Genomic DNA, 25,210 nt, shown 5'->3' with positions numbered 1-25,210 from the left:
CGGGAGCACGAAGAAGCGACGGTTCGCGGGCCTGTGCCCGCGCCGCCGCTCATGCCACGTCGTGCCAGGCGGCAATACCGGTCACCGTGACCGCGACGGTGACCGGCTCCGCGGCAGCGTGGGTGACGAGGTGGGTGATGAGGGCGTCTGTCACCCGGTCGTGGACGTGTCGGGCGATGTCCAGCGCCCGCCGACCCTCCGTCAGGACGCAGCGCACCTCGATGTGCCATCCCGAACCGTCCGGCGCCCGGTCGGCGCGTACGCCGGCCTCCGGCGGCGTGGTGTCCGCCCGGGTGGGCGCGGCGGCTGCCGCGAGGCGCCGGGCGAGGCGGGGTTGCAGGGCGGCCACGCCAGGAACCGCGAGGGCTGCCTCGGCCGCGACGCCGAGGAGCGCGGTGGGGCCGGTGGCGGTCATCATGCGCCACCGCCCGTCGGGAGGCGGGGACCCGTGGTCGGCCCCGGTTCCAGTACGTCGGCCACGGTGATGTCGACGGCTGTCACCGTGAGCCCCAGGTCCTGTCCAGCCGAGTGGAGGACCGCTCGGCGTACCTGGTGGACCCGGTCGGGCAGCGGGCGGTCGAGGGCGGCGGCCAGGGTCATGGTCACCCGCACGTCGGTGCCGTTGCCCTCGGGTATGAGCCGGCAGGTCGCGGCCCTGGAACCGGGGACCGTGTCCGCGCCCTGCCTCAGCACCTTCGCCGCGGCGCTCTCGGCGATGCGTAGGTCCCGGTCGGGGTCGGCCAGGGGCAGCAGCCGCCCGAACCGGGCCTCTGCCCTGACGACGTCCATGACTCGGTCCGCGAGTGCGTGCAGGCCCGGAGGGTCCTCGTTGCGCAGCGCCCGGGCGGCCGCGTTCACCATGGCCAGTCCCTCGACTGCCTCTCGGCAGTGAGGACAGGACACCGGGTGCAGGTCGGCGGCCGGCGGTGCGTCCCGCGCCTGTTCCCAGACCCGGCTGAGCAGGCGGCCGCAGGGCAGTACCGCATCGCCTGCGAACGGGGGCACGTCGGCGGCGGCTGAGCCGTTGCGGGGCCCCTCGGCTCCGGGCGGTTCGGGAGGCCGCGTGTGCGGGTCGTCTAGCGCCATGGGCCCATCGCCTCCTGCAGGGATCGGCGTGCCCTGAACAGTCTGCCGCGTACCGTCTGCTCGCCGGTACGCGTCACGTGGGCTATCTCTTTGTAGGGCAGGCCCTGCACCTCCCTCAGGATCCAGCAGACCCGCTGTCCGGCGTCCAGCTCGGCGAGTGCGCGGGACAGGGCGGCCGTGGCCGCGTCCTGCTCGGCGGTCCGGGCGGGCTGGCTCCATGCGTCGCCCGCCGCGGGTTCGGCGACGGCGTCCAGGGGAAGAGGCGGCGGTCGGCGATGGCACATGGTCTGACAGCGGTTGACGGTGATCCGGTACATCCAGGTGCGGAACTCCGCCCTGTGGCGGTATTCCGGCAGGTGACGCCAGGCGCTGACGAAGGCGTCCTGAACGGCCTCTTCGGCGTCCTGGAGGTTGCCCAGCATGCAGCGGGCCAGGGTCAGGAGGGACCGGCTGTGCCGCTGGACGAGAACGGCGAAGGAGTCCTCGTCCCCCTCGGCCGCCCGTACGGCCAGCAGGCGGTCGGGCAGGTCGCATCCCAGTCGTGGGGAAGCAGTGTGTTCGATCATGGCGCTCCCCCGCAGGCTCGGAACGACCGTGTACCCCTGAACCGAGCTGTGATGCATGTCACACATCGGGCATGTGAGGAACACGCCGCCCGGTATGTCCAACCTTTGACGGGCACCATTCCGGTGTCCGGCCCACCGATCGAGGCGACCGCCATGACGGACAACATCACCAGCGTCGGCGGGGGCAGCCGGCCCGAAGCGGACGTGAACGCGCTCAAGGGCCGCACCGGGGCCGGGGCTCCGGCCGAGACACGGGGCAGGACCACCATCGCGGACGGTGTGGTGGCCAAGATCGCGGGCATGGCCGCCCGCGAGGTACCGGGCATCCACAGCCTGGGCGCGGGGATGGCCCGCGCCTTCGGAGCCATGCGGGAGCGCGTCCCCGGCGCAGGCGGAGGCGGAGCGGTCACCCGCGGCGTCAAGGTCGAGGTCGGGGAACGGCAGGCCGCGGTGGACCTGGACGTCGTCGTCGAGTACGGCGTCTCCATCGTCGACGTCGCGGGCGGCGTACGCACCAATGTCATCAGCGCCGTGGAGCGGATGACGGGCCTGGAGGTCGTCGAGGTGAACATCGCCGTCGACGACGTCCACCTGCCCGACGACGACGAGGAACAGACCGAACCGAACGAGGGACGCGTGAGATGACCGCTGCCGGGAGCACCGCCGTGTCCTCGGGCCCGAGCGGATGATCACGGCGAGAGAGACGCTCGCGAGACGGGTGAGTGCGAGATGAACACAGCAACGACGGGACTCGCGGCCGGCATGGCCCTCGGCTTCGCCGGCTACTTCGGCGGCTTCTGGGCCTTTCTCCTGGTGCTGGTCCTCGGTGCGGCGGGGCTGATCGTCGGCCTCGTCGTACAGGGCGACCTGGACCTCCGGACACGGAGGCAGCGGTGAAGACCCGGCCCGGTTCCCCCGGCGAGGGGTCGGGCCCGCCGGCGCCGGCCGCCGGGCTGCCGCCCCCGGCCGAGCGGGGCGCCACCGTCATCCCCGACAGGGTGGTCGCCCGTATCGCCGCCCAGGCCGCACGCACGGCCCAGTCCCGGCGCGCCGCCGTACCACCCGACCGCGGCGGACCGGCGGCACCCCACGCCTCCGCCGCCGTCCGTACCGGATCGGTGCGCCTGCATCTGACCATGGACCTGCCCTACCCCATCGACATCCCCCGTGTCTGCGAGCGGATCCAGCGGGACGTCGCTGAACGGGTCGCCCAGCTGACCGGGCTGCGAGTGGGAGAGGTCCTCCTCACCGTCCGGCGGCTGGTGACCGCCGCCGACTCGAGCCGGGGGCGGGTCCGGTGAGCGGCCGGGCGGCCCGGGTCACCGGGCACGCCGTGCAGGAAGGGCGATCGCGATGACATCCGGTCCACGTCCCCCGGGCCGCGGCTCCGAGTCGACCACGCACCCTGCCGCGGTGCCCCTGGCGAAGGAGCCCGACCCTCCCGAACGCGACGTGTCCACCTCCGACCTCACAGCCGGTGAGCGCGAAGGAGGGCACCGAACCCGTCGCAAGTGGTCCGCGCGCCGCATCACGGCGGCGCTGGTCGCCGCGGTGATCCTCGTGGCCGCGGTCGCGACGCTCGTCGACGTCATCGCCGTACGGGCGGGACGTCCGGCGGCGGCCTGGCGACGACACCTGGCCGACGAACTGGCCACCCGCCCGGTGGACGACGTGTGGATGCTGACGGGAGCCGCCGTGGCCGCCGCCGTCGGCGTCTGGCTGATCGTCCTGGCCCTCACCCCCGGTCAGCGCCGCTGGCTGCCCCTGCGCTCCCCCGCCGGCTGCCCGCGATTGCGGGCCTTCGTGGACCGCGACGGCGCCGCCGTCCTGCTGCGCGACGCCGCCATGCGGGTCCCCGGAGTCGGCGCGGCGCACGTCCTGGCGGGCCGCCACCGCATCAAAGCCCGCGCGGAGGTCCGCTTCCGCGAGCCCCGACAGGTGAAGGACGACCTCACCGCCGTCCTCGCCGAGGAGCGCGACCGGCTCGCCCTCGCCCGTCCTCCCCGCATCGCCGTACGGACGCGGCGACGCACCCGCTGACACAAACCCGGAGCACCGGAGCCCGCCATGACGCCGCGATCCGCCCTCAACCGCACCCTGCTGGCCCTCGCCGGACTGGTTTTCCTCGGCGGCGGACTGCTCATCCTCTTCGCCGGGCTCGACCTCTACCGGCGGCACGATCTGGCCCCACCCGCCGGCTGGCCCCTGACCACCCCGGCCGACGTCCTGCTCGGCTCCGCCGACCGGGCACGCTGGAGCAGCCAGGGCTGGTGGTGGTGGCCCGCGGTCATCGCCGCCCTCGTCCTCACCGCCTTGCTCGCCCTGTGGTGGCTGCTCGCCCAGCTGAGCCGACACCGCCCCGGCTCACTGCCCGTCGGCGGCACACCCCCGCAGGAAGGCGTCGAACTGCGCGACCGCGCACTCAGCGAAGCGATCGCGAACGAAGCCGGTGCCCTGCCAGGGGTAGGCCATGCGGCCGTAGTCATCACCGGCCGACCGGCCCGCCACCGCACCCGCATCGACCTCACCCTCACCCCCGAGGGCACGCCCGGCGCCACTCTCGGTGCCCTGTGCGAAGGCCCGATCGGCACCGCGCGTCGGTCCACCGGCCTCATCGACATGCCCGCCGAGGTCCGCCTACAGGTCAGCCGCCACGGACCACACCGTGTGGAGTAAGGAGGAGATCGGCCGTTCCCGCCGACGCCCTTGCGGCCCATAGCAGTTCGCGGGCGCGCCAGCACCACCCCCCCGAAGGAGACATCATGATCATCCTGGGCGTCATTCTGCTCGTCGTCGGCTTCCTCACCGGCCTGTCCATCCTGTGGACCATCGGGATCATCCTGCTGGTCGTCGGAGCCATCCTGTGGATCCTCGGCGCGATGGGACACGCCGTCGCCGGCCGACGCCACTACTGGTAGGCGGGATCACTGCCCTGCAGGGCAGTGATCCATGCTGCGGGCAGGCCGGCAGACGGCGCGGACCCCACCAAGATGTTCGCGGCGGCGGACGACGACGGCGAAGAGGTCGATCCGCCTGAGGCCGCCGCCGGTGCCGGCCAGCCGCCGCGGCTCGGACGCGGGGCGCCCGGTGGCCGTTGTGCCGGTCCTCGCCGCACGAGCGCACGGCCGACTCGTTGGGGAGTCGGTGGATCGGCCCCCACGGTCCGGGCGGAAGTTCCCCACCGCGTCGGCCGGTGAGTCTCCGTCGGGAGTTCGTATGCACAGCACCTTCGTGAGGATCCGCCCGAACGTCCCCCGGGGCCACGGCGATGACGGGCGGTGAGCGGCAAGGACCCGCGGAAGGCTCCACCCGGTCGGAGCACTTCGGGGAGGAGTTTCTGGGAGTCCTGCTGGACCAGGGGCACGAGTTGCCGCCGCACCAGCTCGGTCCGCTCGTCGCACGGCAGATCGGCAGGCTCGACGGCCGCGAGACCTCTATCTTCCTGCAGGACTACGGCCAGGTGTGGCTCGTCCCCCTGCCGGGCGACGGGCTGGCGGCCGGGGAACCGCAGCCGATCGACGGCTCCGACGCCGGACGCGCCTTCCGGGAAGCGCGTCCCGTCGAGGTTTCGCAGGCCGATGGTGTGCGGGTCTACCTTCCCCTGCTGGACGGTGGAGACCAGGTGGGAGTGATGGCCGTCACCCTGGACCACCTCCAGGACGACGAGCGACGGCTGCTGCGCAGGCTCGCCTCACTCGTGGCCGACATGCTGGTGACCAAGCACGGTTACACCGATCTGTTCTTCCGGCTGCGGCGCAGAGAACCGATGAGTGTGGCGGCGGAGATCCAGTGGTCGCTGCTGCCACCGCTGGCGATGTCCACGCCCCGGGTCGAGCTGGCCGGGATGCTGGAACCCGCCTACGACGTGGCCGGCGACAGCTTCGACTACGCCCTCAACGGCGATGTCCTGCATGTGGCCATGGTCGACGCGATGGGCCACGGACTGGACGCCGCCACGATGGCCACGGTGGTCATCGGAGCCTACCGGCATGCCCGGCGCATCAGCGTCGGCCTGTCGGAGATCTATACGTTCATGGACCGGGCCGTCGCCGATCAGTTCGGCCCCGACCACTTCGTGACCGCTCAGATGATGCGGCTCAACACGGCAACGGGCAGGCTTCAGTGGGTCAACGCCGGACATCCCGCTCCTCTGTTGATCCGTGGACACCGTGTCGTACGACGGCTGCAGGGCCCGACGACGCTGCCCGTCGGCTTCGGCGGTCACGAGCCCCGGATCAGTGAAGTGGCTCTCATCCCCGGCGACCGGATCCTGTGCTTCACCGACGGACTGATAGAGGAGCGCGATGTCGGCGGTGAGGAATTCAGTGTGGAGCAGCTCATCGGGTGGGTGAACCGCCTTGAGCCCACGGCCCAACAGATCCGGACGGTGGCGCGCTCCCTCTCCCACACGCTGCAACGGGCGCGGGGCGGGATCACGACGGACGATGCGACGCTCCTGCTGATCGAATGGCGCGGGAGCGCCACCGACGACCTCGCCCTCCCGGAGTGAGCCGGCCTCCCACCCCCAGGGAAAGGCCGACGGCACGCAGCCTTTCCCCCACCGCCGATCTCTCACACTCCTGCTGCCGCGGTGGGCACGTGACGGGTGACCGGTCCGTCAGGAGTGCGTGAGGCGGGGTGGGGGGCGTCGTGTCCGCCTTCGGAGTCCCAGACCGCCTCCCGGAGCGAGTCCGAGTCGGCCGCTGCCTCTGCCGCGGCCCGGAAACGTTCGGCCTCATGGATCAGGCCGGTCGCCGTGAGGCTCCGCGACGGGTCGGTGGCCGTGGCCATGAGCCGGGCTGCGGTGGCCGGGGCTGTCTCCGGTGGGATCACCAGCAGGTCCCAGCGGCCGAAGGTGTGGGACAGCAGCAACAGCTTGTGCGGGTCCTGCCCGGCGTTGGACCAGCCGACGCGCACCATGTGGCCGTGCGCGGGCACTTCACCCGGGATGACCGGCCACAACGTGCGGCTCACCGCTATCCGGGTGATCCGCCCCCACAGCGGGTCGAGACATTCGACGAGCGCCGGGAGCTCCTCCGTCAGGTTGCGCGAACGGGGCCACCAGGCACCGTCGATCAGGGCCGGAGGGGCGCCGGCCCGCGCCAGCGTGAGTCGGAGCGGTGACGAAGAAGGGGCCCGGTCTCCGACTGCGGGTGTGAACGGAATGGTCGCGGTCATGACGCGGACCCAACCCCGGGCCGGTCACGGCCGACCCGGTTGCCATGAATCGCCGAGAACGACCCGGCGTGGAAGCCGGTGTACGAGATGCTCTCGGTAATCACCAGGATACTCCTCGCCGAGGCCCGGCGGACTGGCGGGGAGTGACGGGCTGAACGGAACAACACACGTCACAGAGCCAGAGGAGTGCTGGGCCGAGGCATGCGGGCCGTCGGGCGTGAGACCGGTCCGGGAGCCGGCATACGAAGGGCCCCGGCGCCCTCGGCCCACTGCCGCCGGTATCGACAGCCGCTTCACCGAATGCGGCGGCGTCTCCACAACCGCCCCGGCGTGTGCGGAGTACCGTGGACAGCACCGAGGGCATTTCGCACACCGGCTTCCACGCCGAGTCGTTCTCGGCGAGAGACGAAACCCGGGGCGCCGCCAAGGCGGCCCGGAGACGGGTCCGCATCATGTCGGCGACCTTGCACCAACTCCTGCCACACCACGAGCCCGTCGCAGCCCCGGCCGTGCGTCTCGCGCTGAAGACCGACGGCCCGTCGCGCGGCCTCCTGGACGGTGCCTGGTGGCCCCGCTCCCGAGACCTGCTGAGCGAGCTGCCCGCACTGACCGATGTGCTGGACCCTCTGTGGGGCCGCATCACCCGCATCGCCGTCAACCCGAAGTACTGGCCGGTCATCCCGCACGAGATCCCCGTGGGCGGTCATGTCGTCAAGGTCGGATGGTTCACCCCGGAGATCGACCCGCACAAGCTGCTGCTGCTCTCCTACGGCACCGGCCGCTGGGACCTGCTGGTCATCCCGCCCGAGACCGAGACGGAGTCGGCGGCCCGCCTGATGGCGGCCGCGTCCGACTACGACGGCCCACCGCTGACCGCAAGCGCTCTCATCGCCGCGGACGAGACCCGGCACGCCGTCTCCGCCGCCGACCGGCCACTCGAACCGGACGAGGCAGGGAAGCACGAGGAGGACGGCCCCGCCTCAGCGGCCGTTCCGGCACGGACGGATCGCGCCAGTCGCCTGGTCATCGGCATGTGAGACGGCCGCCACGACCGGTGCCTTCACGGGTTTCGGACCTGCCTCACGAGCCGGCGCAGGCACATGCAGGGGTCTCGACCGGCGAGTCTCCGCCCCACGTGGTCCTCGTCCCGAGGAGCAGTACATGCAAGCCCTGATCGTTCTCATCGTCGTGATCGGTCTTCTGGCCCTCCTGGCCCTCGCCCTGTCCGTGAAGGTCGTCAAGCAGTACGAGAAGGGAGTGCTGTTCCGCTTCGGCCGACTCGTCGGAACACGCTCCCCGGGACTGCGGTTCATCATCCCGTTCGTCGACGCCCTGCACCGGGTGTCGCTGCGGGTCGTCACCATGCCGATCCAGTCCCAGGGCATCATCACCCGGGACAACGTGAGCGTGGACGTGTCGGCGGTCGCCTACTTCCGGGTCGTCGACGCCGTGAAGTCGGTCGTCGCCGTGGAGAACGTCAACGCGGCGATCAACCAGATCGCCCAGACCACCCTGCGGAAGGTCGTCGGCCGGCACACGCTCGACGAGACGCTGTCGGAGACGGACCGTATCAACCTGGACATCCGCCAGATCCTGGACGTCACCACCGTCGACTGGGGTGTGCAGGTCACCCTGGTCGAGCTCAAGGACATCCAGCTGCCCGACACCATGAAGCGTGCCATGGCCCGCCAGGCCGAGGCCGAGCGGGAGAAGCGAGCGAAGATCATCAACGCGGAGGGCGAGTCCCTGGCCGCAGCCGCGCTCGGCGACGCCTCGGACACCATGATGGCCCACCCCCTGGCGCTTCAACTGCGCAATCTCCAGAGCCTGGTGGAGATCGGTGTCGACCAGAACACCACCGTCGTCTTCCCGGCCCCCCTCATGAGCACGATCGGCGAGCTCGGCTCCTTCCTCGCCCGGGAAACCGCTGCCGCCGCACCCGCCGCGGCAGCGCCACCGGCCGGCACCGGCCGCACCGACACGTCTCTCAGCCCGGCAGGCAGCGCGCCCGGCACCGCGGCGTGAAGCCGACTACGGCCCGAGCGATCCGTGGCACCAGGGAGGATTCGTGACCGTCGCCTGTCGCGCGCATCCTCCGGGCACCGGCTGATGATGGGGGTACGGCCGAACACGCGGAGCTGATCATGACGAGTTGGCGGGTCAGGGACTACACCCAGGACGATCTCGAAGCGGTGATCCGTGTCGACATGCAGAGCGGCACGACCGAGGAGCCGCCGCTCTTCCCACTCTCGGACGCCGTGACGGCCCTCCAGACCCGCCACCCGGCCGTGGTGGCCACGGCCGACGACGTGCTGATCGGCGCCGCGGTAAGCAGGGTGGAGGGCGAACGGGCATGGATTCTGCGCATTTGCATGGCGCCCGGCTGGCGGCAGCGCGGGCTGGGGAGTGCCCTGATCACCGCCCTTGAGCAACGCGTCTTCGCCGCCGGCGTCCGCGCGGTGCACGCCGCCCTGCCCGAGGGCGAGACCGGTGCCACCGCCCTGCGCAATTGCGACTTCGGCGCCCGCCCCGGGCTGGTCTTCTTCGAGAAACGCGGACCGGTGACCCCGCAGTCGGCCGGCACGCTGTCCTCGCTCGGAGCGGAGCTGCCGCCAGGGGGGCTCTGGCAGAAGGTCGCGGGCATGCAACGGGAGAAGCAGCTCATCGAGCGGCGCCTGGTCCTGCCGCTGGCCCATCCCGAACTGGCCGCCCAGCACGGAGTGGAACCGCCACGGGCGGTGATGCTGTTCGGCCCGCCCGGGACCGGCAAGAGCACGTTCGCGCACGCGATCGCCAGCCGCCTGGGATGGCCCTTCCTCGAACTGTTCCCCGCCCGTCTGGCCGCCGAGTACGGCCTGGCGACCGGGCTGAACCGGCGCTTCGACGAGATCGCCCGGCTCGACCACGTCCTCGTCTTCATCGACGAGGTCGAGGAGGTCGCCGGCGAACGCGGCGGCGCGGACGCGACCGCTGTCGGCGTCGTCAACGAACTGCTCAAGGCGATCGTCCGGTTCCGAAGCCAGGACGGACGGCTGCTCGTCTGCGCCACGAACAACGTGACCACGCTCGACTCCGCGTTCCTGCGGCACGGCCGCTTCGACTACGTGCTGCCGATCGGCCCTCCCGACCACACCGCCAGGACCGCACTGTGGGAGAGCTACCTGGCCCGAGCGGGCGCGCGGGCCGACAGCGCGGTACTCGCGTCCGCCAGCGAGGGGTTCACCCCCGCCGACATCGCCCACGCGGCGCGTACCGTCTCCCAGGCCCAGTTCGAGCGCACCTTCGACACCGGAACCCGGACCACCCCCACCACCGACGACTACCTGGACACGATCTGCGACACCAAGCCCACGGTCAGCGCTGCCATGGCCCGGGAATTCGCCCAGCAGACGGAGGAGTTCGCCCGCATCTAGCGTCCAGGCCGGGTGGGGAGTCGATCTGCGACGGACGTGTCAGGCCGGCGTAGGTGGCGTGTCGCTGCCCGTTTCGATGAGGATCTGCCTGGCCGCGGTGACGTTTTCGGCCCGTACGGCCCTGGCCATCGCGGCGCGTGCCGCGTCGGGCGACGTGTCCGGAGGGACCAGCAACAGAGAGAAAAGGTCCCCTTCGCCTCGGGTGATGAGGACGGTGTCGTCACCGACCGGGAAGGAGTCGATGTGCACGACCCGGTCGTCGACCATCACCCGGGTCGGCAGTTCGTCCCAGGCGCTGCCGTCCAGACCGACCCGGGTGACAGGCCCGAGATGCTCGGTCAACGCGGAGATCAGCGAGGGAAGCTCGGCACCGATGTCCCGGGACCGCGGCCACCATGCGCCGTCCAGGATTCCCTCGCGTGCGTGGGTGGTCTCCAGTCGCAGCAGGGCCGTTCCGGGTTTCACCGACCGGTGCACGGCGTCCGGCAGGAGCCTGGGGAAGTCGGGGGTGTCTGAGCCTGCCATGGTGTCCGCCCGTCCGCAGAGAGCAGTGCGACCGCACGGCGTGCGACCACGATACGACCCTGCTACCTCACGGTACTCCGCACGACGCTCCCGCGAGAGCTTCGCCGCAGGCGCGGTTGCGGAAACAGGCAACGGCTCCGGCGTATACCCGCCGGAGCCGCCCTTCCGGGTCATTGCACGTGAGCGTGCGCCGACCCGCTTTCCAGGTTACGTCAAAGGGACTAATCCGCCATAAGCAATCCTTGCGAGGGTTCACTTCGGTCCGAGAAGCCGACGCGGCGGTTCAGCCACGCCCTTCCTCTTCCGTCTCCATCTGCCGGATCCCCTGGTGCGTCAGCGTGATCATCCCGGGCGTGTTGCCCCTCTCCCAGTCCACGACGACCCAGCCTTCACCTGCCAGGTACATACAGGCAGCGGCCATGTCCTGCTCAGGGATACCCAGGTCCGTGCGGAGCTTCGCCCCATCGACACCCAGGAGGCGATTGCCCTCGGCGGCCTGGTACAGAGCCTGCATGATCCTCTCGCGGTACGTCTTCCGGTCCCGCAACATCGCCATGACGCGCCTTCCTCTACTGCCCACGGTCGGGCCGAAGCCGATGTCATCCGCGGTCGCCGTCGCGGTGGGGCGCGTCGGAACGGTCGCGTCCACCGACCGACGGTGTCTCCGGGGCCGACGCCCGATCCCCGGCAGAACATCGCTGTAGTGGAAGGCAGCGATCCGTTCGGCGTGCTGGCCGTTGAGCCGGTGGATCAGAACGACTCCGACGGCGATCAGGACGAGCAGCACGGCCACGGCGATGACGAGCATGGGATCTCACCTCCGCCGACCGGCGGGCGAAGGCCCTGCCGAGCCGATGGGCCGGGGCAGGGACGACGGTCGACCTGCTCCGCCGTCGGCCTCCCAGGCTTCTTCCCTGTTTCGTGCATCGATCCTGTCTGCTGCTTGCTCCCGGGCCGAGGCATCGACGCCGTCGCCGACCATCAACTGCGCGGCGGCATCCGCACCGGTTTCCGGCGGAATCACCAGCACGTCCCGGCGGCCGTCAGCGGAGAAAAGAGTGAGTCTGTGGGGATCCTGCTCCTCGGTGGACCAGCCCACCTGCACGGTGCGCCCGGCGTAGGACACCCAGTGCGGCAGGACGGGCCAGTAGGCCGGGTGCACGGTGACACCCGTGATACGACCCCAGAGATCGCCCAATGCGGCCGTCAACGACGGCAGCTCACGGGTGAAGGCACGGGAGCGAGGCCACCACATACCGTCCAGCCCGCCCGGCGCGGGCGTCAGGGACAGCCGGGCCGGCTGCGGCGGCGCACATCTGATCGATGTCGTACGGTCAATGGTCACAGCCATGGCGCGGACCTGTCCCCGGGCTCGTGGGTGCGGCCCGGCGCTGTCGATCACCGGGAACGGCACCCGCGTCGGAGCCGGTGCGCGAAGAACTCCCGGTGTCTTCAACACTACTCCGCTCACCGGTCCGAAAAGCCCGGGATGACCAGGCAGTTTCCTACCTTCAGGACCTGGTCGCCGGTGCCGATGCCGGTCAGAGCCAGTCCTTGCGCTTGAACGTCAGATACAGCAATGCGGACAGGAGCACGATGACTGCGGCGGAGGTGATGAATCCCGACTCGCGGCCGAAACCGGGATAGGGGAGGTTCTGGCCGTAGTAGCCGGTGATCGCGGTGGGTACGGCGATGATCGCGGCCCAGCTCGTCACCTTCTTCATGATCAGGTTCATGCGATTGGCCTGGACCGAGAGGTTCGTCTCCATGACCGAGGCCACCAGGTCCCGCAGCGATTCCGTCCACTCGGTGGCACGCAGCACGTGGTCGTAGACGTCCTGGTAGTACGGGGCGAGAGGGTCGTTGATCAGGTGCAGGCCGGGGCGCATGAGGGTGTTGACCACCTCACGCATCGGGAGCACGACGCGGCGCAACTGGACGAGCGACTTACGCAGTGCGAAAACGCGGCGCTGCACGGCTTCGATCTCACGGCGCCCGGCCGCGAAGAGCAGACCCTCCAGGTCCTCGATGCTGTCGTCCAACTGCTGGACCGCGGCGAAGTGTCCGTCCACGAGATGGTCGAGCAGACCGTGCAGCAGGAATCCGACGCCATGGCCGGCCAGGTCCGGGCTCTCGTCCCAGCGGGCGACGACGTCCTCGATGTCGAGGCCGTCGTCCTTGCGGACTGTGATCATGGCCTGGCCGGTGAGGAATACGGCGATCTCGCTGTACGTCAGTTGCGCACCGTCCGGGCTGACGGTCACGGCGTAGGCGCTGAGGAACTCGTGGGTGCGATAGCGGTCGAGTTTCGGCCGCTGTCCATGGTGAGCGGCATCCTCCAGAGCCAGTTCGTGGATGCCGAACTCCTGACCGAGCATGGTGAGTTCAGCGGCTCCGGGCCGGTGCAGGTCCAGCCACAGGACCGACGCCGGATCAGCGAGATGCGCAGAGACGTCACTGGCGGGAAAGCCCTCCAGGACCAGAGTGCCGTCGTGATACAGCCGGGTACGCGTCACCATGGCCCGAGGCTAGTGTCTTATACCCCTGTCATGCCGCTTCGCCCCGATTGCCAGCGCGGCAGGTTCATCGACAGCAGCCACCCTCCGTGGGGGCCTTACGTCAAAGCCCGCGACATCCGGAGCTCCGACCGACGAGCATCGGGTGCCGGTCCGAAGGCAGGGATGTGGGTACCCGGCTGCCGCATCGCATCCGGCGTACACCGCACGACCGGATGCGGCCCGTCAGCCGGGAAGGACACTCCGAGACCATGACCACGCATACCCCGCGCCGTCGCCCGCCTCCCCCCGCAGGTGGCAGTGATTTCGCCCGCCTGTCGAAGAAGATCGCCGAGGCCGGCCTGATGAACCGGCGCCCCGGCTACTACACCGTCCGGTCCATCGTCGTGGCCGTCGCCTACGCCGGGGGCTGGAGCGCGTTCGTCGTCATCGGCGCCGGGTGGTGGACCCTGGCGCTCGCCGCGTTCCTCGCCGTGATGTTCGGGCAGGTGGCTCTGCTCGCCCACGACGTCGCGCACCGCCAGGTCTTCCGCCGGCGCCGGCCCAGCGAGACGGCCGGCCGCATCGCCGGGGCCGCGATCGGGATGGGCTACGGATGGTGGCAGGACAAACACACCCGCCACCACGCCAACCCCAACCACGAGGACCTCGACCCCGACATCGCCCCGGACCTGCTGGTGTGGTCCCAGGACCAGGCCCGCGCCGCGACCGGACTGCCGAGGATCATCGGCCGTCGGCAGGCGTTCCTCTTCTTTCCCCTGCTCCTGCTCGAAGGGGTCAACCTTCATGTCTCCAGCGCGCGAGCACTGGGCAACCGCACCCTGAAGAACCGCGCCCTGGACAGCACGCTGCTCTACGGGCACACCGCCGCCTACCTGACCGCACTGTTCCTCGTCCTCCCACCCGGCATGGCGATCGCGTTCCTGGCCGTCAACCAGGGCCTGTTCGGCCTCTACCTCGGCTGCCTCTTCGCCCCCAACCACAAGGGCATGCCGACCCTGACCGGCAACGACCGCCCCGACTTCCTGCGCCGGCAGGTCCTCACCGCACGCAACGTACGCGGCAGCTGGTTCACCGACCTCGCCCTGGGCGGCCTGAACCACCAGATCGAACACCACCTGTTCCCCAGCATGCCCAGCCCCCACCTGCGCAGGGCCCGGCCCATCGTCCGCCACTACTGCCAGGACTTGGGAGTCGACTATCTGGAAACCGGACTGATCGCCTCCTACCGGCAAGCACTCGCCAGTCTCCACCGAGCAGGAGCGCCACTGCGGCGAGCCCGTATCAGCAGCGCCCGAGCATGACGCACCGGCGCCGACGGTAGATGATCTCGCCGCCCTGTCTGAACCAGGAGGCAATCCCGTCGAACCGCTTGCATGAGTCGGCAGCTGTAACGCATCCAGATGCCCTTGCCGTACTCCAGCGCCTTTTCCCGGTGCCCGGCTGAAGTGATCCGGTGAGACCCAGCGGCTGGAACAGCCCCGTCGGCTTCCCGGCGCGGCTGCGTCGTCTTACGGCTCCCCTCCCAGATGGGCGCAATCGCAAATCCAGCGTCCCGCGAGCATCGCAGGAGCGCGCACTGTGTGCGGAGCCGAACGCGGTCATGCGCGCAAGCACAGTCGAGATCACGGCGAAGCCCCGCCGGAGCGCTCCGGCGGGGCTTCGTCCCAGGGCTCCGAGCAGAAGCCCCGTCGGGGGCTGGTTCCCGGATGGGCCTCACTGCTTCGCCCTCTCTCACATCGCTGTCACGAACTGAGCGGACACCCGCGAACCATAGGGATCTGACCTGCAATTTTGTGCGCGCCCCGGAGCGGCTGGACACCCATGGACGATCGTTACGACCTGTGCCATGTGGTACCCAGTGAGGGACCCAAGAGCAGGACCGGAGCGTCTTCCGGCCCGTCAAAGCGGTATTGCAGGGTGTTCGGGGGTGTCTCACTCACGCCCCAGACCCTCTCACGTCTCATGGACGCCCCTATAACAGGGGGACGCTGGATACCGTCCTGACCAGGTTGAAGACCTCTCGGGCGGCATACCGCTCGAGGCATCGGATGATTTCGCGTCGGGTCTTGCCCTCCTGGGTGCGGCGTTCGTAGTACGCCTGGGTACGAGGGTCGTGGCGCAGCCGGGTGAACACGATGCGGTGCAGGGCGGCGTTCGCCTGACGGTCGCCGCCGTAGTTGAGTCGACGCGTTCCCCGACGGCCAGAGGAGTACTCGATGGGGCTGACTCCGCAAAGGGCAGCAAAGGATGCCTCGGAGTTCAGCCTCTCGGGATTGTCCCCCATGGTGATCAGGAGAGTGACGGCGCTGTCCGGACCGATGCCCACCGGTTCGAGCAGCTGTGGGGCGTGGCGTTCGACGAGCTGGGTCAGGCGCTGGTTCAGCTCATCGATCTGCCCGCTGAGCTGTTCGATGCGCTCGGCGAGCATACGCAACGTCATGTGGGTGGCCTGGGCCACCATGTCCTCGTCTCCCCCGTCATCGGGTGGGCCGAGGCGCGCGCAGGTGCGGAACAGCTCGGCATTACCCAAGCTCGACAAGCGCTCCCGCAGGGCAGGGTCGGCGATGACCAGGACGGCCTTGAGCTGGTTGATCGCCTGGGTGCGGGCCTTGACCGCGGAGTCCTTGGCGAGCTTGTACATCCGGGCGCTGTGCACCGGACCTTCGCCGGACTTGGCCTGGGCCCGGGCGCGGCCACTGAGCACGGCTCGCGCGGCGGCCCGAGCGTCGAGCGGGTCCGACTTCCCCAACTGCCGGCGGGCCGACCGGTCGGGCCGATTCACTTCGAACACCTGGATCTGCTGGGCCAGCAGGTAGCGAGACAGGCCCGCGCCAAAGGTGCCGGTGCCCTCCACGCCGGCCCGGCGCACCGTACCCCGCTTGCGGGCCCAGACAAGAAGCTGCCGATAGCCGACTGTCGTTGCCGGAAAGGACTCGGTTCCCAAGATCTTCCCGAGCGGGGAGATCACGGCGGCGACATGCACCTCGCCGTGCGTGTCCACGCCCAGGACGACCTCGCGCCGAACGGGCGGATCCGTGCTCGATGAGGTGCTGCGCTGTCGGGTCGTCATGATGGTGCGCCTCCCACATGCTGACGTGCTGGCTAGGGTGAATGGCACCGGCCTGCTCGGGCGGTCTGAACCGTGATGGCGCCTGAAACTCGGCAAGGCCCCTATAGGGACACGCCCTGTGGCTCGGTGGCAGGCAGCATCCCGCAACGGCAGTCGACAGGTCCGTGACTGGACACATCGGTCATAGATCTCACGAGTCAGACCCCGTCCGGGATGACACTGCACAACCGTCCCATCGATCGCGGTACAGCGGCATGACTCGATCACTGCCGGATGACTTCGGCCGAACCGATGCTCAACCTGACTGAGCGGGCTGACAAGGCGTTGACTCTCGTCCACCCCTGACCGGCATTGACAGGGAGACGTCACGCAAGGAGGTGGTGCTCACCGGCTGCAGCAGCTGCGGCTCCTCCCACGTAGAGTGTGAGCGGGACACTCTGGTCAGGCATCTCAGGAGTCAGACCCCGCCGCAGGACAGCACCCACCTACCGTTCTCCTTCTATCCGGCTTGCAGCCACGTGAGCTCGCTCGTTCGGACGAATCGAGTCGAAGCACCGGTCGCCTAGCAACGGAACTGGCACCATGCCGCCGTCGTGCGTCACTTCGAGTCGAAGGCGGACCATTGGAACGGCGGGTCAATGACCGGCAGCTGTCGGTGTTGCATTGGGTGGGAGCCGGGTGCCCTGCCGACGTATGGGAGACCAGCTCCTACAAGACCACCTGCCAGGCACTGCACAACCGGGGCCTGGTCACGGTCTCCCGGAAGAGCGGGCAGTGGAGCGTCGCCCTGACGAGCGCCGGCCAGCACTACCTGGCACACGGTACGTACCCTCCCCGCGGATCACGCCCGCGGAAGACCCAGGCCGCCGGTCCACGACCTAAGTCCACCCGAGCGCAGGAAAATCCGGCCACCGAGCGGAAGCCAAGCCCTCCCTCACATCCTCGTGTGACGCTCACGGAGCAGCTGTTACAGGAGCTCGCGAAGGCCGACGGCAGGATCGTCAAGAGCGGCAGCGGTCCCGACTTGGAGAAGTGGCCATCCCGCGTCGCCGCAGCACGCAGATCCGGAAGGATTCCGAAGACGAAGGAGCTGTACGGAAACTGGTGCCGTGACGGGTACGAGATCAAGCTCGTCGACATCCCCGCCTGGCGCCTTGCCGTCCTCGACCCCGTCCCTGTGCCCTCGCGGCTCACTCGGCCGCACACTGTTATCCGGGCCATGCAGAACGAGCGCCAGCCGCTCGGCCTGACCAAGCCCGTCCAAGGACGCGCTCTCCGGCTCATCCAGGCACTGATCACGGCCGCCGAGGACGAAGGACACACCTGCTCGGCGGGGCAAACCGGCTTCGCACCTCCACCTCATCGCCGTCGCAGGGCACATCCCCACTTCACCATCACCGCACAGGGCCAGACAGTGGGGTTTGTCGTCCTCCAGGAGCAGGACCGGGCCGAGCACGTCGCCACCGAGAAGGAACTCGCCGACGCCAAGAGGCACTCCTGGGTCAGGATCCCCCGCTTCGACTACACCCCGGCCGAACGCCTCCGCTTTGTCATCAGCGGCGGCCAGCCACACCGGGCGAGCGAATGGGCCGACGCTCCCGGCCGTCCCCTTGAAGAGCAGCTCGCCGAGATCGCACAGGAGGTCACGCTTCGCGGCGAAGCCGCCGAACGCGGACGCCAGGACGAGGCCGAAGCGGCACGCCAGAAGCGCATCCGCTGGGAAGCCGCCATGGAACAAGCCCGCATCCGGTACGCGGAGGCGTACCGCGTCAGGCACCTAGAAGCTCAGGAAGCGGCATGGCGCCACGCCACCCGACTGACCCAATACGTGAGCACCGTACGCACGCGAGTCGAGGCCATGCCTCCGGGCCAGGCCAGAACCGACGCCGAGGAATGGATCAGCTGGGCAGCGGCCACCGTTGAGCGCCTCGACCCATTGAACACACCGCCCCGGCTGCCCGACATTCCCAAGCCACAAGCCGACGACCTGAAACCCTTCCTCGGGCACTGGAGCCCTTACGGTCCCACCTACTGAACGCCCGCACCGCACATTGTGCGCCCACAACCGCAGTTCAGGAGGATCTTCGGAAAACCCGAGGTCAGATCCCATTTCCCGGCCCGTCGCCATGCATGTGGGTGCCCAGGGAGTCAAACGGGCGTCACGGCCGACAGTCCGCCCTTTCAACCCGGTCGCTCCAGCCTTCGCCAACACCGTGCTCGACGCGACCGGCGTCCTCCTCGGTCAACTCCCGCTCAGTCGCGACCGGGTGTGGCTGGTCGTGCGAGATGCGGGCCTGACGGGTCGGCAGGTGGGCGACTCGTGGTGGAACGCTCCCTGTCAGCCGACCTGCTGCACCTGGATCGCGTCGCTCACCCGAATCGTCCCGGCTGCAAGGACGTCCAGGTAGGCACCGAGCACGATGCCGGGATCCGCCGGGCGGTCGTGGACGGTCGAAGTACGCGTCAACTGGCCCGAAGACCGACCGCCAGCGTCAGTTCAAGGACCCGGTGTGGCGATGCGAGATCCGGAAACAGCTCCCGCAGCTGCGACATCCGGTACCGGACTGTCTGGGGATGGACGAACAACGCCGCCGCCACCTCGTCCCGCCTGCCCTGGTGCAGCAGCCACGCCCGCAACGTCTCCTCCAGCCGCCGTGCGGTCGAGACAGGCAAGGTGCGCAACGGTGCGAGGGCTCTGGCACGCAGGTCTGCGAACGCGTCCGCGTCGGCGCTCAGCACCAGCTCGGGCAGGTGGTCCTCGGTGTCGCGGATGTCGGAGGAGAGGGAGCGCGCGCGTGCGGCTCGTGCGTACGAGGCGGACGCACGAGTCCATGGCCGGGCCGGGCCGACCACGCCGGTGCGGTCGGTCAGCTGCCGCAAGAGATGTGATCGGTCGGCATCGGGGACGAGCAGCACACCGGTGGCGTCCGGCAGATCGTCGAGGACGAGGGTGCTCGGGTCGAGCGCCCGGTAGGCAGGCCGGGCCTGGGCGGCGGGCAGCAGGACCGCCGTCAGCGTAACCGGAGGCTGCCACCCGGCCCGTTGAGCAGAGGCCAGCAACACGTCCGGGCTCGCGCCGGCGAGGAGGTCGCGGGCCAGGTGTTCCAGGTGGCGCTCGTGGGCCCTGCCCCGGGCGGCCAGTTCGTCGGCGTGGCCCGCGGCGCTCGCGGCGGAGAGCTCGTCGATGTAGGCGAAGGTCAGCTCGGCGAACTTGGCGACCTCGGCGGCGGGCAGACCTGCGGACACGGCGCCCGCTGCCAGGCATCGCCAGGCCACGCGGGCGCCGACGCGGTAGGCGCTGAGGAGGGCGTCCATCGAACGGCCGTCGCGCACCTCGCCGCGGCCCAGCTCGTACGCCGCGTCACCGCCGTCGCCGCCCGTGGCGTTCCCGCTCGCGAGGTCCAGGTAGTGCCCGAGGGCGGTGCGAACGGCTCGGCGGATGGTGCCGCCCATGCTGCCCGAAAGGGCGCCTGCGTAGGGAGGGACCTCGTCGATGATCGCCTGGACGACCTCGTCGGCGGTGGTCTTCAGCGCGGCCCGAAGTGCGGTGACCGTCGTCTCATCCAGGGCCAGTTCGCTGGCCCTCTGGGTTACACGACTCACGTTTTTATTCCCTGCGAACAATTCCACCCACCAGATTCACGTCCTACGGTCAGGACTTTACGCCCTGAGACGCAGCAAGCTGGAGTCATGACGAGTGCAGCCCTTCGCAGCAGGGCATGGAAACTGCTGGAGATGGTCACGACGCCGCTGCTGCCGTCGGACTACCTCGACCTGGTCAGCCCACTGCGTGCGGGCGCTGACCTGCGGGGGCGCATCGAGGCCGTGCACCCCGAGACGGATGACGCCGCGACCATCGTGATCAGGCCGGGACGGGGCTGGCGCGGCCACACGGCCGGTCAGTACGTGCGGATCGGGGTCGACGTCGACGGGGTGCGCCTGTGGCGTGCCTACTCCCTCACCTCGCCGACGAACCGTCAGGACGGCCGCGTCACGATCACCGTGAAGGCGATCCCGGACGGCAAGGTGAGCAACCACCTGGTCCGCAGGGCGAAACCGGGCACGCTGATCCAGCTCGACCAGGCGACCGGTGACTTCGTGCTGCCGCAGGCCACGCCCGCCAAGGTGCTCTACCTGACGGCCGGCAGCGGCATCACGCCCGTGATGGGCATGCTGCGCGACATCGAGTTCGGCGACGTCGTCATGGTCCACTGCGCGCCACGGCCGCAGGACGTGATCTTCCGCAACGAACTGCACGACCTGGTCGCGGACAAGAAGCTGCGGCTCATCGAGGTGCACACCGACACAGACGGCATGCTCGACATCGCCCGTCTCGACGAACTCGTGCCCGACTGGGCTGAGCGCGAGACCTGGGCCTGCGGGCCCGCGGGCCTGCTGGATGCCGCCGAAGAGCACTGGAGCGAACACGGCGTACCGGAGCGCCTGCACACCGAACGCTTCCGCCCCGGCATCGTCGTCGCCGGCGATGGTGGCGAGGTCACGTTCAGCGCCACCGGCAAGACCGTCGACGCGGACGGCGCCACGCCGTTGCTGGACGTCGGCGAGGAGGCCGGCGTACTCATGCCGTCCGGGTGCCGCATGGGCATCTGCTTCGGCTGTGTCACGCCGCTCAAGGCGGGCGCCGTCCGCGACCTGCGCACCGGCGAGATCACCGAGGCCGAGCCGGGCGTCCTCATCCAGACCTGTGTGTCCGCCGCGGCGGGCCCCTGTGACATCGAACGGTAGGAGCACCTTGACCGCCATCGACCCCACCGCCCACCTGACGGCGGAGCAGATCGAGGAGCTCGGCCGCGAGCTGGACGCGATCCGTGACGAGGTGATCGCCGGCCGCGGCGAGAAGGACGCCGCCTACATCCGCAAGGTCATCTCGGCGCAGCGCAAACTCGAGCTGGCCAGCAGGGGCGTGCTGCTGTTCTCGATGTTCCCGCCCGCGTGGCTGCTCGGCACCGCCGGGCTGTCCGTGGCGAAGATCATGGACAACATGGAGATCGGCCACAACGTCCTGCACGGCCAGTGGGACTGGATGCGGGACCCGAAGATCCACTCCACGACCTGGGAGTGGGACCACGTCTCGCCGGCCGACCAGTGGAAGCACTCGCACAACGAGCTGCACCACACCTACACCAACGTGATCGGCAAGGACAACGACCTCGGCTACGGCATCATGCGCGTCGACGAGGACCAGAAGTGGCACCCGTTCCACCTCGGCCAGCCGCTGTGGAACTTCATCAACGCCTGCTTCTTCGAGTACGGCATCGCAGCGTACGACCTGGAGCTCGGCAAGAACCTGCACAAGCGCCGCCGCAACAACCCGGAGTTCCGCGCCCGGGCCAAGGCCGTGGGCCGCAAGATCCGCAAGCAGGTGCTCAAGGACTACGTGATCCACCCACTGCTGTCGGGTCCGTCGTTCCTCACCACGCTCGCCGCCACGTTCACCGCGAACCTGGTCCGCAACATCTGGTCCCATTCCGTGATCATGTGCGGGCACTTCCCCGAAGGCGTACAGGTCTTCGAGCGCCGGTCGATCAACGGCGAGACGCGCGGCCAGTGGTACCTGCGCCAGATGATGGGCTCGGCGAACATCAGCGGCAGCAGGGCCATGCACTTCATGACCGGCAACCTGTCGCACCAGATCGAGCACCACCTGTTCCCGGACCTGCCGAGCAACCGGTACGCCGAGGTCGCGGTGAAGGTGCGCGCGCTGTTCGAGAAGTACGAGCTGGAGTACGTCACCGGACCGCTGCCCAAACAGGTGTTCTCCGCGTGGCGCAAGGTCTTCCGGCTCTCGCTGCCGAACAAGAAGCCCGAGGTCAAGACGCCGGACCGCGAGCAGGAGCTCGTCGCCGCCTGATTGTTACCAGCGCCTGGCTCACGAACCCGAGGTCAGGTGCCCTTGTCCGTAGGCTCCAGAATCCCCACGCACTCCACGTAATGCGTCATCGAAAACATGTCGTATCACGCGGGAGATGGAAAATCACCAGGTCAGGCGGTGTTTTGCGGGTATTTGCAAGGGTCGACGGGGCCTCGGAGCGTCAAACGAGCGTCACAAACAGGAAGCGACCCGGCAGCCCCGATGGGCCAGGTAACGCCCCGCAGACTTGGGCGCCATCGGCACGGCGCCCCCTCCACCCGTTCCTGGGTGCGCACCCCAGGACAGCCTGTTCGATGGCTGCCCCTCCCTTTGGGTGCCCGGGCGGGTCGGTCGGCGAGAGAGGGAAGACCGGCCCGCCCGGGAGATCAGGGGCTGCGAGTCGGCTACAGGCCCACGTCACGTCTGTGGATGTCTGCCAGGGATTCCCGTCGGACCAGGAGGCGGGCGAGGCCGTCGCGTACGGCGGCCACCGGCGGGCGGCCGACCAGGTTGTAGCCGGAGGCCATGGACAGGTGGTAGGCGCCGGACACCGGTACGGCGAGCAGATCACCGGGGCGGACGTCAGCGGGAAGTGCTACATGTGCGGCCAGCACGTCGCCCGCCTCGCAGTGCTGGCCGACCACGGTGACCGGGGCAGTGGCCGCGGCGCTGTGCCGGCCCACCAGTCTCGGCGCGTATCGGACGCCGTACAGGGCCGGGCGTGGGTTGTCGCTCATGCCGCCATCGACGGCTACGAAGACGTGGTCGCCCGTGTGCTTCACGGACAGGACGCGGTACAGGGCGACCCCTGCTGGGCCCGCGATTGCCCGGCCCGGTTCGATGATCAGGCGCGGTACCGGAAGTCCTGCGGTGGCGCAGGCGTCGGCGAGTTCCGCGCGGACCTTGCGGGCCAGTGCCGTCAGGTCCAGGGCCTCCTCGCCGGGGCGGTAAGCGATGCCGTGGCCGCCGCCGAGGTCGAGTTCCGGCAGGACCAGGCCGCGCTGCTCGTGCAGACGGGCCATCAGGCCCACCATGCGGCGTACGGCGACCAGGTACGGCTTGACGCTGGTGATCTGGGAGCCCAAATGGCAGTGCAGGCCAGTGAGTTCAAGCTGCGGCTGGTCGAGGATGCGGATGACGGCGTGCTGGGCGTAGCCGTCGGAGATGGACAGGCCGAACTTCTGGTCGTCCGTGCCGGTGCGGATCTTCTCGTGACCGCCCGCGCTGATACCGGGCACCACCCGGACCATCACCTTCTGGTGCCCGTGAGGGCCGACGGCGGCGGCCAGCCGCGCGATCTCCGAGGGGCTGTCGATGACGATCCGGCCGACGCCCAGGCGCAGGGCGGTGTCCAGGTCGCGCGGTGACTTGGCGTTGCCGTGCAGCACGATCCGCTCGGGCGGGAAGCCGGTGGTGACGGCGAGTTCGAGTTCACCGGCGGAGCAGACGTCGAGGCCGAGGCCCTCCTCATCCATCCAGCGGGCCATGGCCCGGCACAGGAACGCCTTGGCCGCGTAGAGGACTTCGGCGTCGGGGAACGCGTCCTGGTAGGTGCGACAGCGGTCGCGGACCTCGGCCTCGTCCAGGACGTAGACGGGCGTACCGAAGCGGTCGGCCAGTTCGGCGAGCGGTACGCCGCCGACGGTGAGGTCGCCGTGGGCGGACTCGGTGGTCGAGGCGGGCCACACCGACAGATCGGTGAACCTGCTGGTCGCGGTGGGTTCGTGAACCGTGGTCATCGTGGCTTTCCCTCTCAGGCGATCCTTGCGATCCGCAGCGCGGGAATCTCGTGGGCGACCGGCGTGGGGGCCGGGGCGGTGAACTGCGGGTCCACCGTGACGGTCGTGACACCGAGTGGGACGGTCAGGGCACGGAGGGCGGGCTCTGCGAGCCGGATCCACGCCTGATCGGGGCCGAGAGTGGCGGTCAGCTGGCACTCGGAGGTGAAGCCGACAGCGGTCCGCTCGCCGAGTGGGGTTCGGAAGAGCCGGGCAGCACATCCGCTGAGACCCGGCCGGACCGGGACGTACAGGGGCCCGGCCGGGAAGCGATCGGAGGGCTCGGGGTCTTCGCCGTACAGAAGTTGTGCCATGGGGTGCCTCCCGAAAGGCAGGGAGTGAGGGGTGTGATTGCCGCGGACGCGGGGGGGCGGACCGGGGCTCGCCTTCGACGTTATGCCCGGTGCCCGCGGGTCCTGGGCATGCCCTGACGGGACGCTGACGACGATCGGTGCGACCTTGACGCAATGCTGATGCCCCAGGTCAGAGGGTGCGGAAAGGGTCGTCAGAAGGGCGTCAGGAGCTGGCGTACGGACTGTTCGAATCGCCGGTGCCAGGGTGAGATGGAAGCGGTTCGAAGGAGGATCGCCGGCCGTGAGACCTTCCGTCGGCGTGTGGAGAACGGTGAGAGAGATGTCCGAGTACCGCCCGTCCTCAGCCGCCCGCGTCGTGGTGGGAGTGAGCGGCTCGCTGGGCAGTCTCACCGCGCTGAGCCGGGCGGCCGGGGAGGCCCGGCGCCGAGGGGCCGAGCTGTGGCCGGTGCTGGCGTGGGAGCCGCCGGGCGGGGACCCGGCCACCCGCAGGTCACCGGCCGCGACCGCCATGGTTCCGGAATGGGAACGGCTGGCGCGGGAGAGGGTCGTGGGGGCGCTGCGTGAGGTGTTCGGCGGCGTGGACACCGGTCTGCCCGGTCAGGCGCTCGTCGCGCGGGGCGCCCCGGGGCCGGTGCTCGTGCGGATCGCCGACCGGGAGGACGACCTCCTGGTGGTCGTCCTCCCGGTCGGCGGGGTCGGCTGCACCGGGCGCTGTGGCCGTCGGTCGGCCGCTACTGCCTGGCCCGCGCCGCCTGTCCTGTCCTGGCGGTGCCGCCGTCCCCGCTGCAGGCCGCGCTGGCGGCCGTGCACCGCCGCAACATCTGGCGGCTGCGGCTGGACACCAGGGACATGCGCAGGGAGTTCGAGACGGTGCCGCCCGACGCCTGAT

27 protein-coding genes and 1 pseudogene are annotated in these 25,210 nt (G+C 69.8%); 15 read left to right on the top strand and 13 right to left on the bottom strand.

Features of this window, described 5'->3' with window-relative positions; all coding sequences use genetic code 11:
• Window positions 1-49 precede the first annotated feature (49 nt).
• The 3 genes from ACZ7HQ_RS09525 to ACZ7HQ_RS09515 are packed head-to-tail and all read right to left on the bottom strand — an operon-like array spanning window position 50 to window position 1,652.
• The gene (locus ACZ7HQ_RS09525) at window positions 50-418 is read right to left on the bottom strand and encodes a hypothetical protein (protein WP_470986774.1); all 369 of its coding nucleotides are present in this window, start codon (window positions 416-418) and stop codon (window positions 50-52) included.
• Window positions 415-1,086, bottom strand: coding sequence for a hypothetical protein (locus ACZ7HQ_RS09520; protein ID WP_470986772.1), 672 nt, complete (start codon window positions 1,084-1,086; stop codon window positions 415-417). Before ACZ7HQ_RS09520 ends, ACZ7HQ_RS09525 begins: the two co-directional genes overlap by 4 nt.
• On the bottom strand, window positions 1,077-1,652 hold the full coding sequence (locus ACZ7HQ_RS09515; RefSeq protein ID WP_470986770.1) for an RNA polymerase sigma factor: 576 nt from the start codon (window positions 1,650-1,652) through the stop codon (window positions 1,077-1,079). The genes ACZ7HQ_RS09520 and ACZ7HQ_RS09515 overlap by 10 nt, the downstream gene beginning before the upstream one ends.
• Window positions 1,653-1,805: 153 nt before the next feature.
• On the opposite strand from ACZ7HQ_RS09515, the gene ACZ7HQ_RS09510 reads away from it, so the two are divergent.
• From ACZ7HQ_RS09510 to ACZ7HQ_RS09480, 7 genes are all read left to right on the top strand, one after another.
• Window positions 1,806-2,297, top strand: coding sequence for an Asp23/Gls24 family envelope stress response protein (locus ACZ7HQ_RS09510; protein ID WP_470986768.1), 492 nt, complete (start codon window positions 1,806-1,808; stop codon window positions 2,295-2,297).
• An 84-nt stretch (window positions 2,298-2,381) separates the two neighbouring features.
• A complete protein-coding gene (locus ACZ7HQ_RS09505; protein WP_030645371.1) occupies window positions 2,382-2,549 on the top strand; it encodes a hypothetical protein in 168 nt (55 codons plus the stop codon).
• Window positions 2,546-2,953, top strand: a complete 408-nt coding sequence (locus ACZ7HQ_RS09500; protein WP_470986766.1) for an Asp23/Gls24 family envelope stress response protein — start codon at window positions 2,546-2,548, stop codon at window positions 2,951-2,953. The genes ACZ7HQ_RS09505 and ACZ7HQ_RS09500 overlap by 4 nt, the downstream gene beginning before the upstream one ends.
• A gap of 112 nt (window positions 2,954-3,065) precedes the next feature.
• Window positions 3,066-3,692, top strand: a complete 627-nt coding sequence (locus tag ACZ7HQ_RS09495) for a DUF6286 domain-containing protein (protein ID WP_470986764.1) — start codon at window positions 3,066-3,068, stop codon at window positions 3,690-3,692.
• A gap of 27 nt (window positions 3,693-3,719) precedes the next feature.
• The gene (locus tag ACZ7HQ_RS09490; protein ID WP_067246277.1) at window positions 3,720-4,328 is read left to right on the top strand and encodes a hypothetical protein; all 609 of its coding nucleotides are present in this window, start codon (window positions 3,720-3,722) and stop codon (window positions 4,326-4,328) included.
• 86 nt (window positions 4,329-4,414) lie between these two features.
• Window positions 4,415-4,570, top strand: a complete 156-nt coding sequence (locus tag ACZ7HQ_RS09485; RefSeq protein WP_099054839.1) for a DUF6131 family protein — start codon at window positions 4,415-4,417, stop codon at window positions 4,568-4,570.
• Window positions 4,571-4,920: 350 nt separating this feature from the next.
• Window positions 4,921-6,162, top strand: a complete 1,242-nt coding sequence (locus ACZ7HQ_RS09480) for a PP2C family protein-serine/threonine phosphatase (protein WP_470986762.1) — start codon at window positions 4,921-4,923, stop codon at window positions 6,160-6,162.
• Between the two features lie 62 nt (window positions 6,163-6,224).
• Here the strand turns inward: ACZ7HQ_RS09480 and ACZ7HQ_RS09475 are convergent, their stop codons facing one another.
• Window positions 6,225-6,830: a DUF5994 family protein gene (locus ACZ7HQ_RS09475; protein ID WP_055707165.1), complete on the bottom strand. Its 606-nt coding sequence runs from the start codon at window positions 6,828-6,830 to the stop codon at window positions 6,225-6,227.
• Window positions 6,831-7,174: 344 nt separating this feature from the next.
• Between ACZ7HQ_RS09475 and ACZ7HQ_RS09470 the strand changes: the two genes are divergently transcribed.
• From ACZ7HQ_RS09470 to ACZ7HQ_RS09460, 3 genes are all read left to right on the top strand, one after another.
• Complete coding sequence (locus tag ACZ7HQ_RS09470; protein ID WP_470986760.1) at window positions 7,175-7,867, top strand: DUF5994 family protein; 693 nt, start codon at window positions 7,175-7,177, stop codon at window positions 7,865-7,867.
• A 124-nt stretch (window positions 7,868-7,991) separates the two neighbouring features.
• Window positions 7,992-8,855 (top strand): slipin family protein, encoded by an 864-nt coding sequence (locus ACZ7HQ_RS09465; RefSeq protein WP_470986758.1) that lies wholly within the window; start codon window positions 7,992-7,994, stop codon window positions 8,853-8,855.
• A 119-nt stretch (window positions 8,856-8,974) separates the two neighbouring features.
• Window positions 8,975-10,243: an ATP-binding protein gene (locus ACZ7HQ_RS09460; protein WP_470986756.1), complete on the top strand. Its 1,269-nt coding sequence runs from the start codon at window positions 8,975-8,977 to the stop codon at window positions 10,241-10,243.
• A 39-nt stretch (window positions 10,244-10,282) separates the two neighbouring features.
• Here ACZ7HQ_RS09460 and ACZ7HQ_RS09455 read toward each other — a convergent pair whose 3' ends face one another.
• The 4 genes from ACZ7HQ_RS09455 to ACZ7HQ_RS09440 form a co-directional block, all read right to left on the bottom strand.
• The gene (locus ACZ7HQ_RS09455) at window positions 10,283-10,768 is read right to left on the bottom strand and encodes a DUF5994 family protein (RefSeq protein ID WP_470986754.1); all 486 of its coding nucleotides are present in this window, start codon (window positions 10,766-10,768) and stop codon (window positions 10,283-10,285) included.
• A 283-nt stretch (window positions 10,769-11,051) separates the two neighbouring features.
• Window positions 11,052-11,576: a hypothetical protein gene (locus tag ACZ7HQ_RS09450; protein ID WP_373304000.1), complete on the bottom strand. Its 525-nt coding sequence runs from the start codon at window positions 11,574-11,576 to the stop codon at window positions 11,052-11,054.
• A gap of 6 nt (window positions 11,577-11,582) precedes the next feature.
• Window positions 11,583-12,170: a DUF5994 family protein gene (locus tag ACZ7HQ_RS09445; RefSeq protein ID WP_335755317.1), complete on the bottom strand. Its 588-nt coding sequence runs from the start codon at window positions 12,168-12,170 to the stop codon at window positions 11,583-11,585.
• Window positions 12,171-12,309: 139 nt separating this feature from the next.
• A complete protein-coding gene (locus ACZ7HQ_RS09440; RefSeq protein WP_470986752.1) occupies window positions 12,310-13,287 on the bottom strand; it encodes a magnesium transporter CorA family protein in 978 nt (325 codons plus the stop codon).
• A 248-nt stretch (window positions 13,288-13,535) separates the two neighbouring features.
• On the opposite strand from ACZ7HQ_RS09440, the gene ACZ7HQ_RS09435 reads away from it, so the two are divergent.
• Window positions 13,536-14,588, top strand: coding sequence for a fatty acid desaturase family protein (locus ACZ7HQ_RS09435; RefSeq protein ID WP_470986750.1), 1,053 nt, complete (start codon window positions 13,536-13,538; stop codon window positions 14,586-14,588).
• A 671-nt stretch (window positions 14,589-15,259) separates the two neighbouring features.
• On the opposite strand, the gene ACZ7HQ_RS09430 is transcribed toward ACZ7HQ_RS09435, so the two are convergent.
• The gene (locus ACZ7HQ_RS09430; protein WP_470986748.1) at window positions 15,260-16,357 is read right to left on the bottom strand and encodes an IS110 family RNA-guided transposase; all 1,098 of its coding nucleotides are present in this window, start codon (window positions 16,355-16,357) and stop codon (window positions 15,260-15,262) included.
• Between the two features lie 946 nt (window positions 16,358-17,303).
• Here ACZ7HQ_RS09430 and ACZ7HQ_RS09425 point away from each other — a divergent pair.
• Window positions 17,304-18,392: a hypothetical protein gene (locus ACZ7HQ_RS09425; protein ID WP_470986746.1), complete on the top strand. Its 1,089-nt coding sequence runs from the start codon at window positions 17,304-17,306 to the stop codon at window positions 18,390-18,392.
• Between the two features lie 303 nt (window positions 18,393-18,695).
• Here the strand turns inward: ACZ7HQ_RS09425 and ACZ7HQ_RS09420 are convergent, their stop codons facing one another.
• Both ACZ7HQ_RS09420 and ACZ7HQ_RS09415 read right to left on the bottom strand, forming a co-directional pair.
• The gene (locus tag ACZ7HQ_RS09420) at window positions 18,696-18,824 is read right to left on the bottom strand and encodes a hypothetical protein (protein WP_470986744.1); all 129 of its coding nucleotides are present in this window, start codon (window positions 18,822-18,824) and stop codon (window positions 18,696-18,698) included.
• Complete coding sequence (locus ACZ7HQ_RS09415; RefSeq protein WP_470986742.1) at window positions 18,821-19,960, bottom strand: PucR-like N-terminal domain-containing protein; 1,140 nt, start codon at window positions 19,958-19,960, stop codon at window positions 18,821-18,823. Before ACZ7HQ_RS09415 ends, ACZ7HQ_RS09420 begins: the two co-directional genes overlap by 4 nt.
• Before the next feature lie 87 nt (window positions 19,961-20,047).
• On the opposite strand from ACZ7HQ_RS09415, the gene ACZ7HQ_RS09410 reads away from it, so the two are divergent.
• The gene (locus ACZ7HQ_RS09410) at window positions 20,048-21,103 is read left to right on the top strand and encodes a ferredoxin reductase (protein WP_470986740.1); all 1,056 of its coding nucleotides are present in this window, start codon (window positions 20,048-20,050) and stop codon (window positions 21,101-21,103) included.
• Window positions 21,104-21,110: 7 nt separating this feature from the next.
• Window positions 21,111-22,229, top strand: a complete 1,119-nt coding sequence (locus ACZ7HQ_RS09405; RefSeq protein WP_470986738.1) for a fatty acid desaturase family protein — start codon at window positions 21,111-21,113, stop codon at window positions 22,227-22,229.
• Window positions 22,230-22,633: 404 nt separating this feature from the next.
• Here ACZ7HQ_RS09405 and lysA read toward each other — a convergent pair whose 3' ends face one another.
• Window positions 22,634-23,968 (bottom strand): diaminopimelate decarboxylase, encoded by a 1,335-nt coding sequence (lysA, locus tag ACZ7HQ_RS09400; RefSeq protein WP_470986736.1) that lies wholly within the window; start codon window positions 23,966-23,968, stop codon window positions 22,634-22,636.
• Window positions 23,969-23,982: 14 nt separating this feature from the next.
• Window positions 23,983-24,321 carry an SAV_915 family protein gene (locus ACZ7HQ_RS09395; RefSeq protein ID WP_470986734.1) on the bottom strand — a complete coding sequence of 113 codons (339 nt, stop codon included), beginning with the start codon at window positions 24,319-24,321 and terminating at the stop codon, window positions 23,983-23,985.
• A 319-nt stretch (window positions 24,322-24,640) separates the two neighbouring features.
• Here ACZ7HQ_RS09395 and ACZ7HQ_RS09390 point away from each other — a divergent pair.
• Window positions 24,641-25,209 (top strand): annotated as a pseudogene (locus ACZ7HQ_RS09390) (universal stress protein).
• Window position 25,210 lies beyond the last annotated feature (1 nt).

Source organism: Streptomyces sp. NPDC037290 (assembly GCF_055603245.1).
This window is presented reverse-complemented; position numbering and strand designations above follow the sequence as displayed.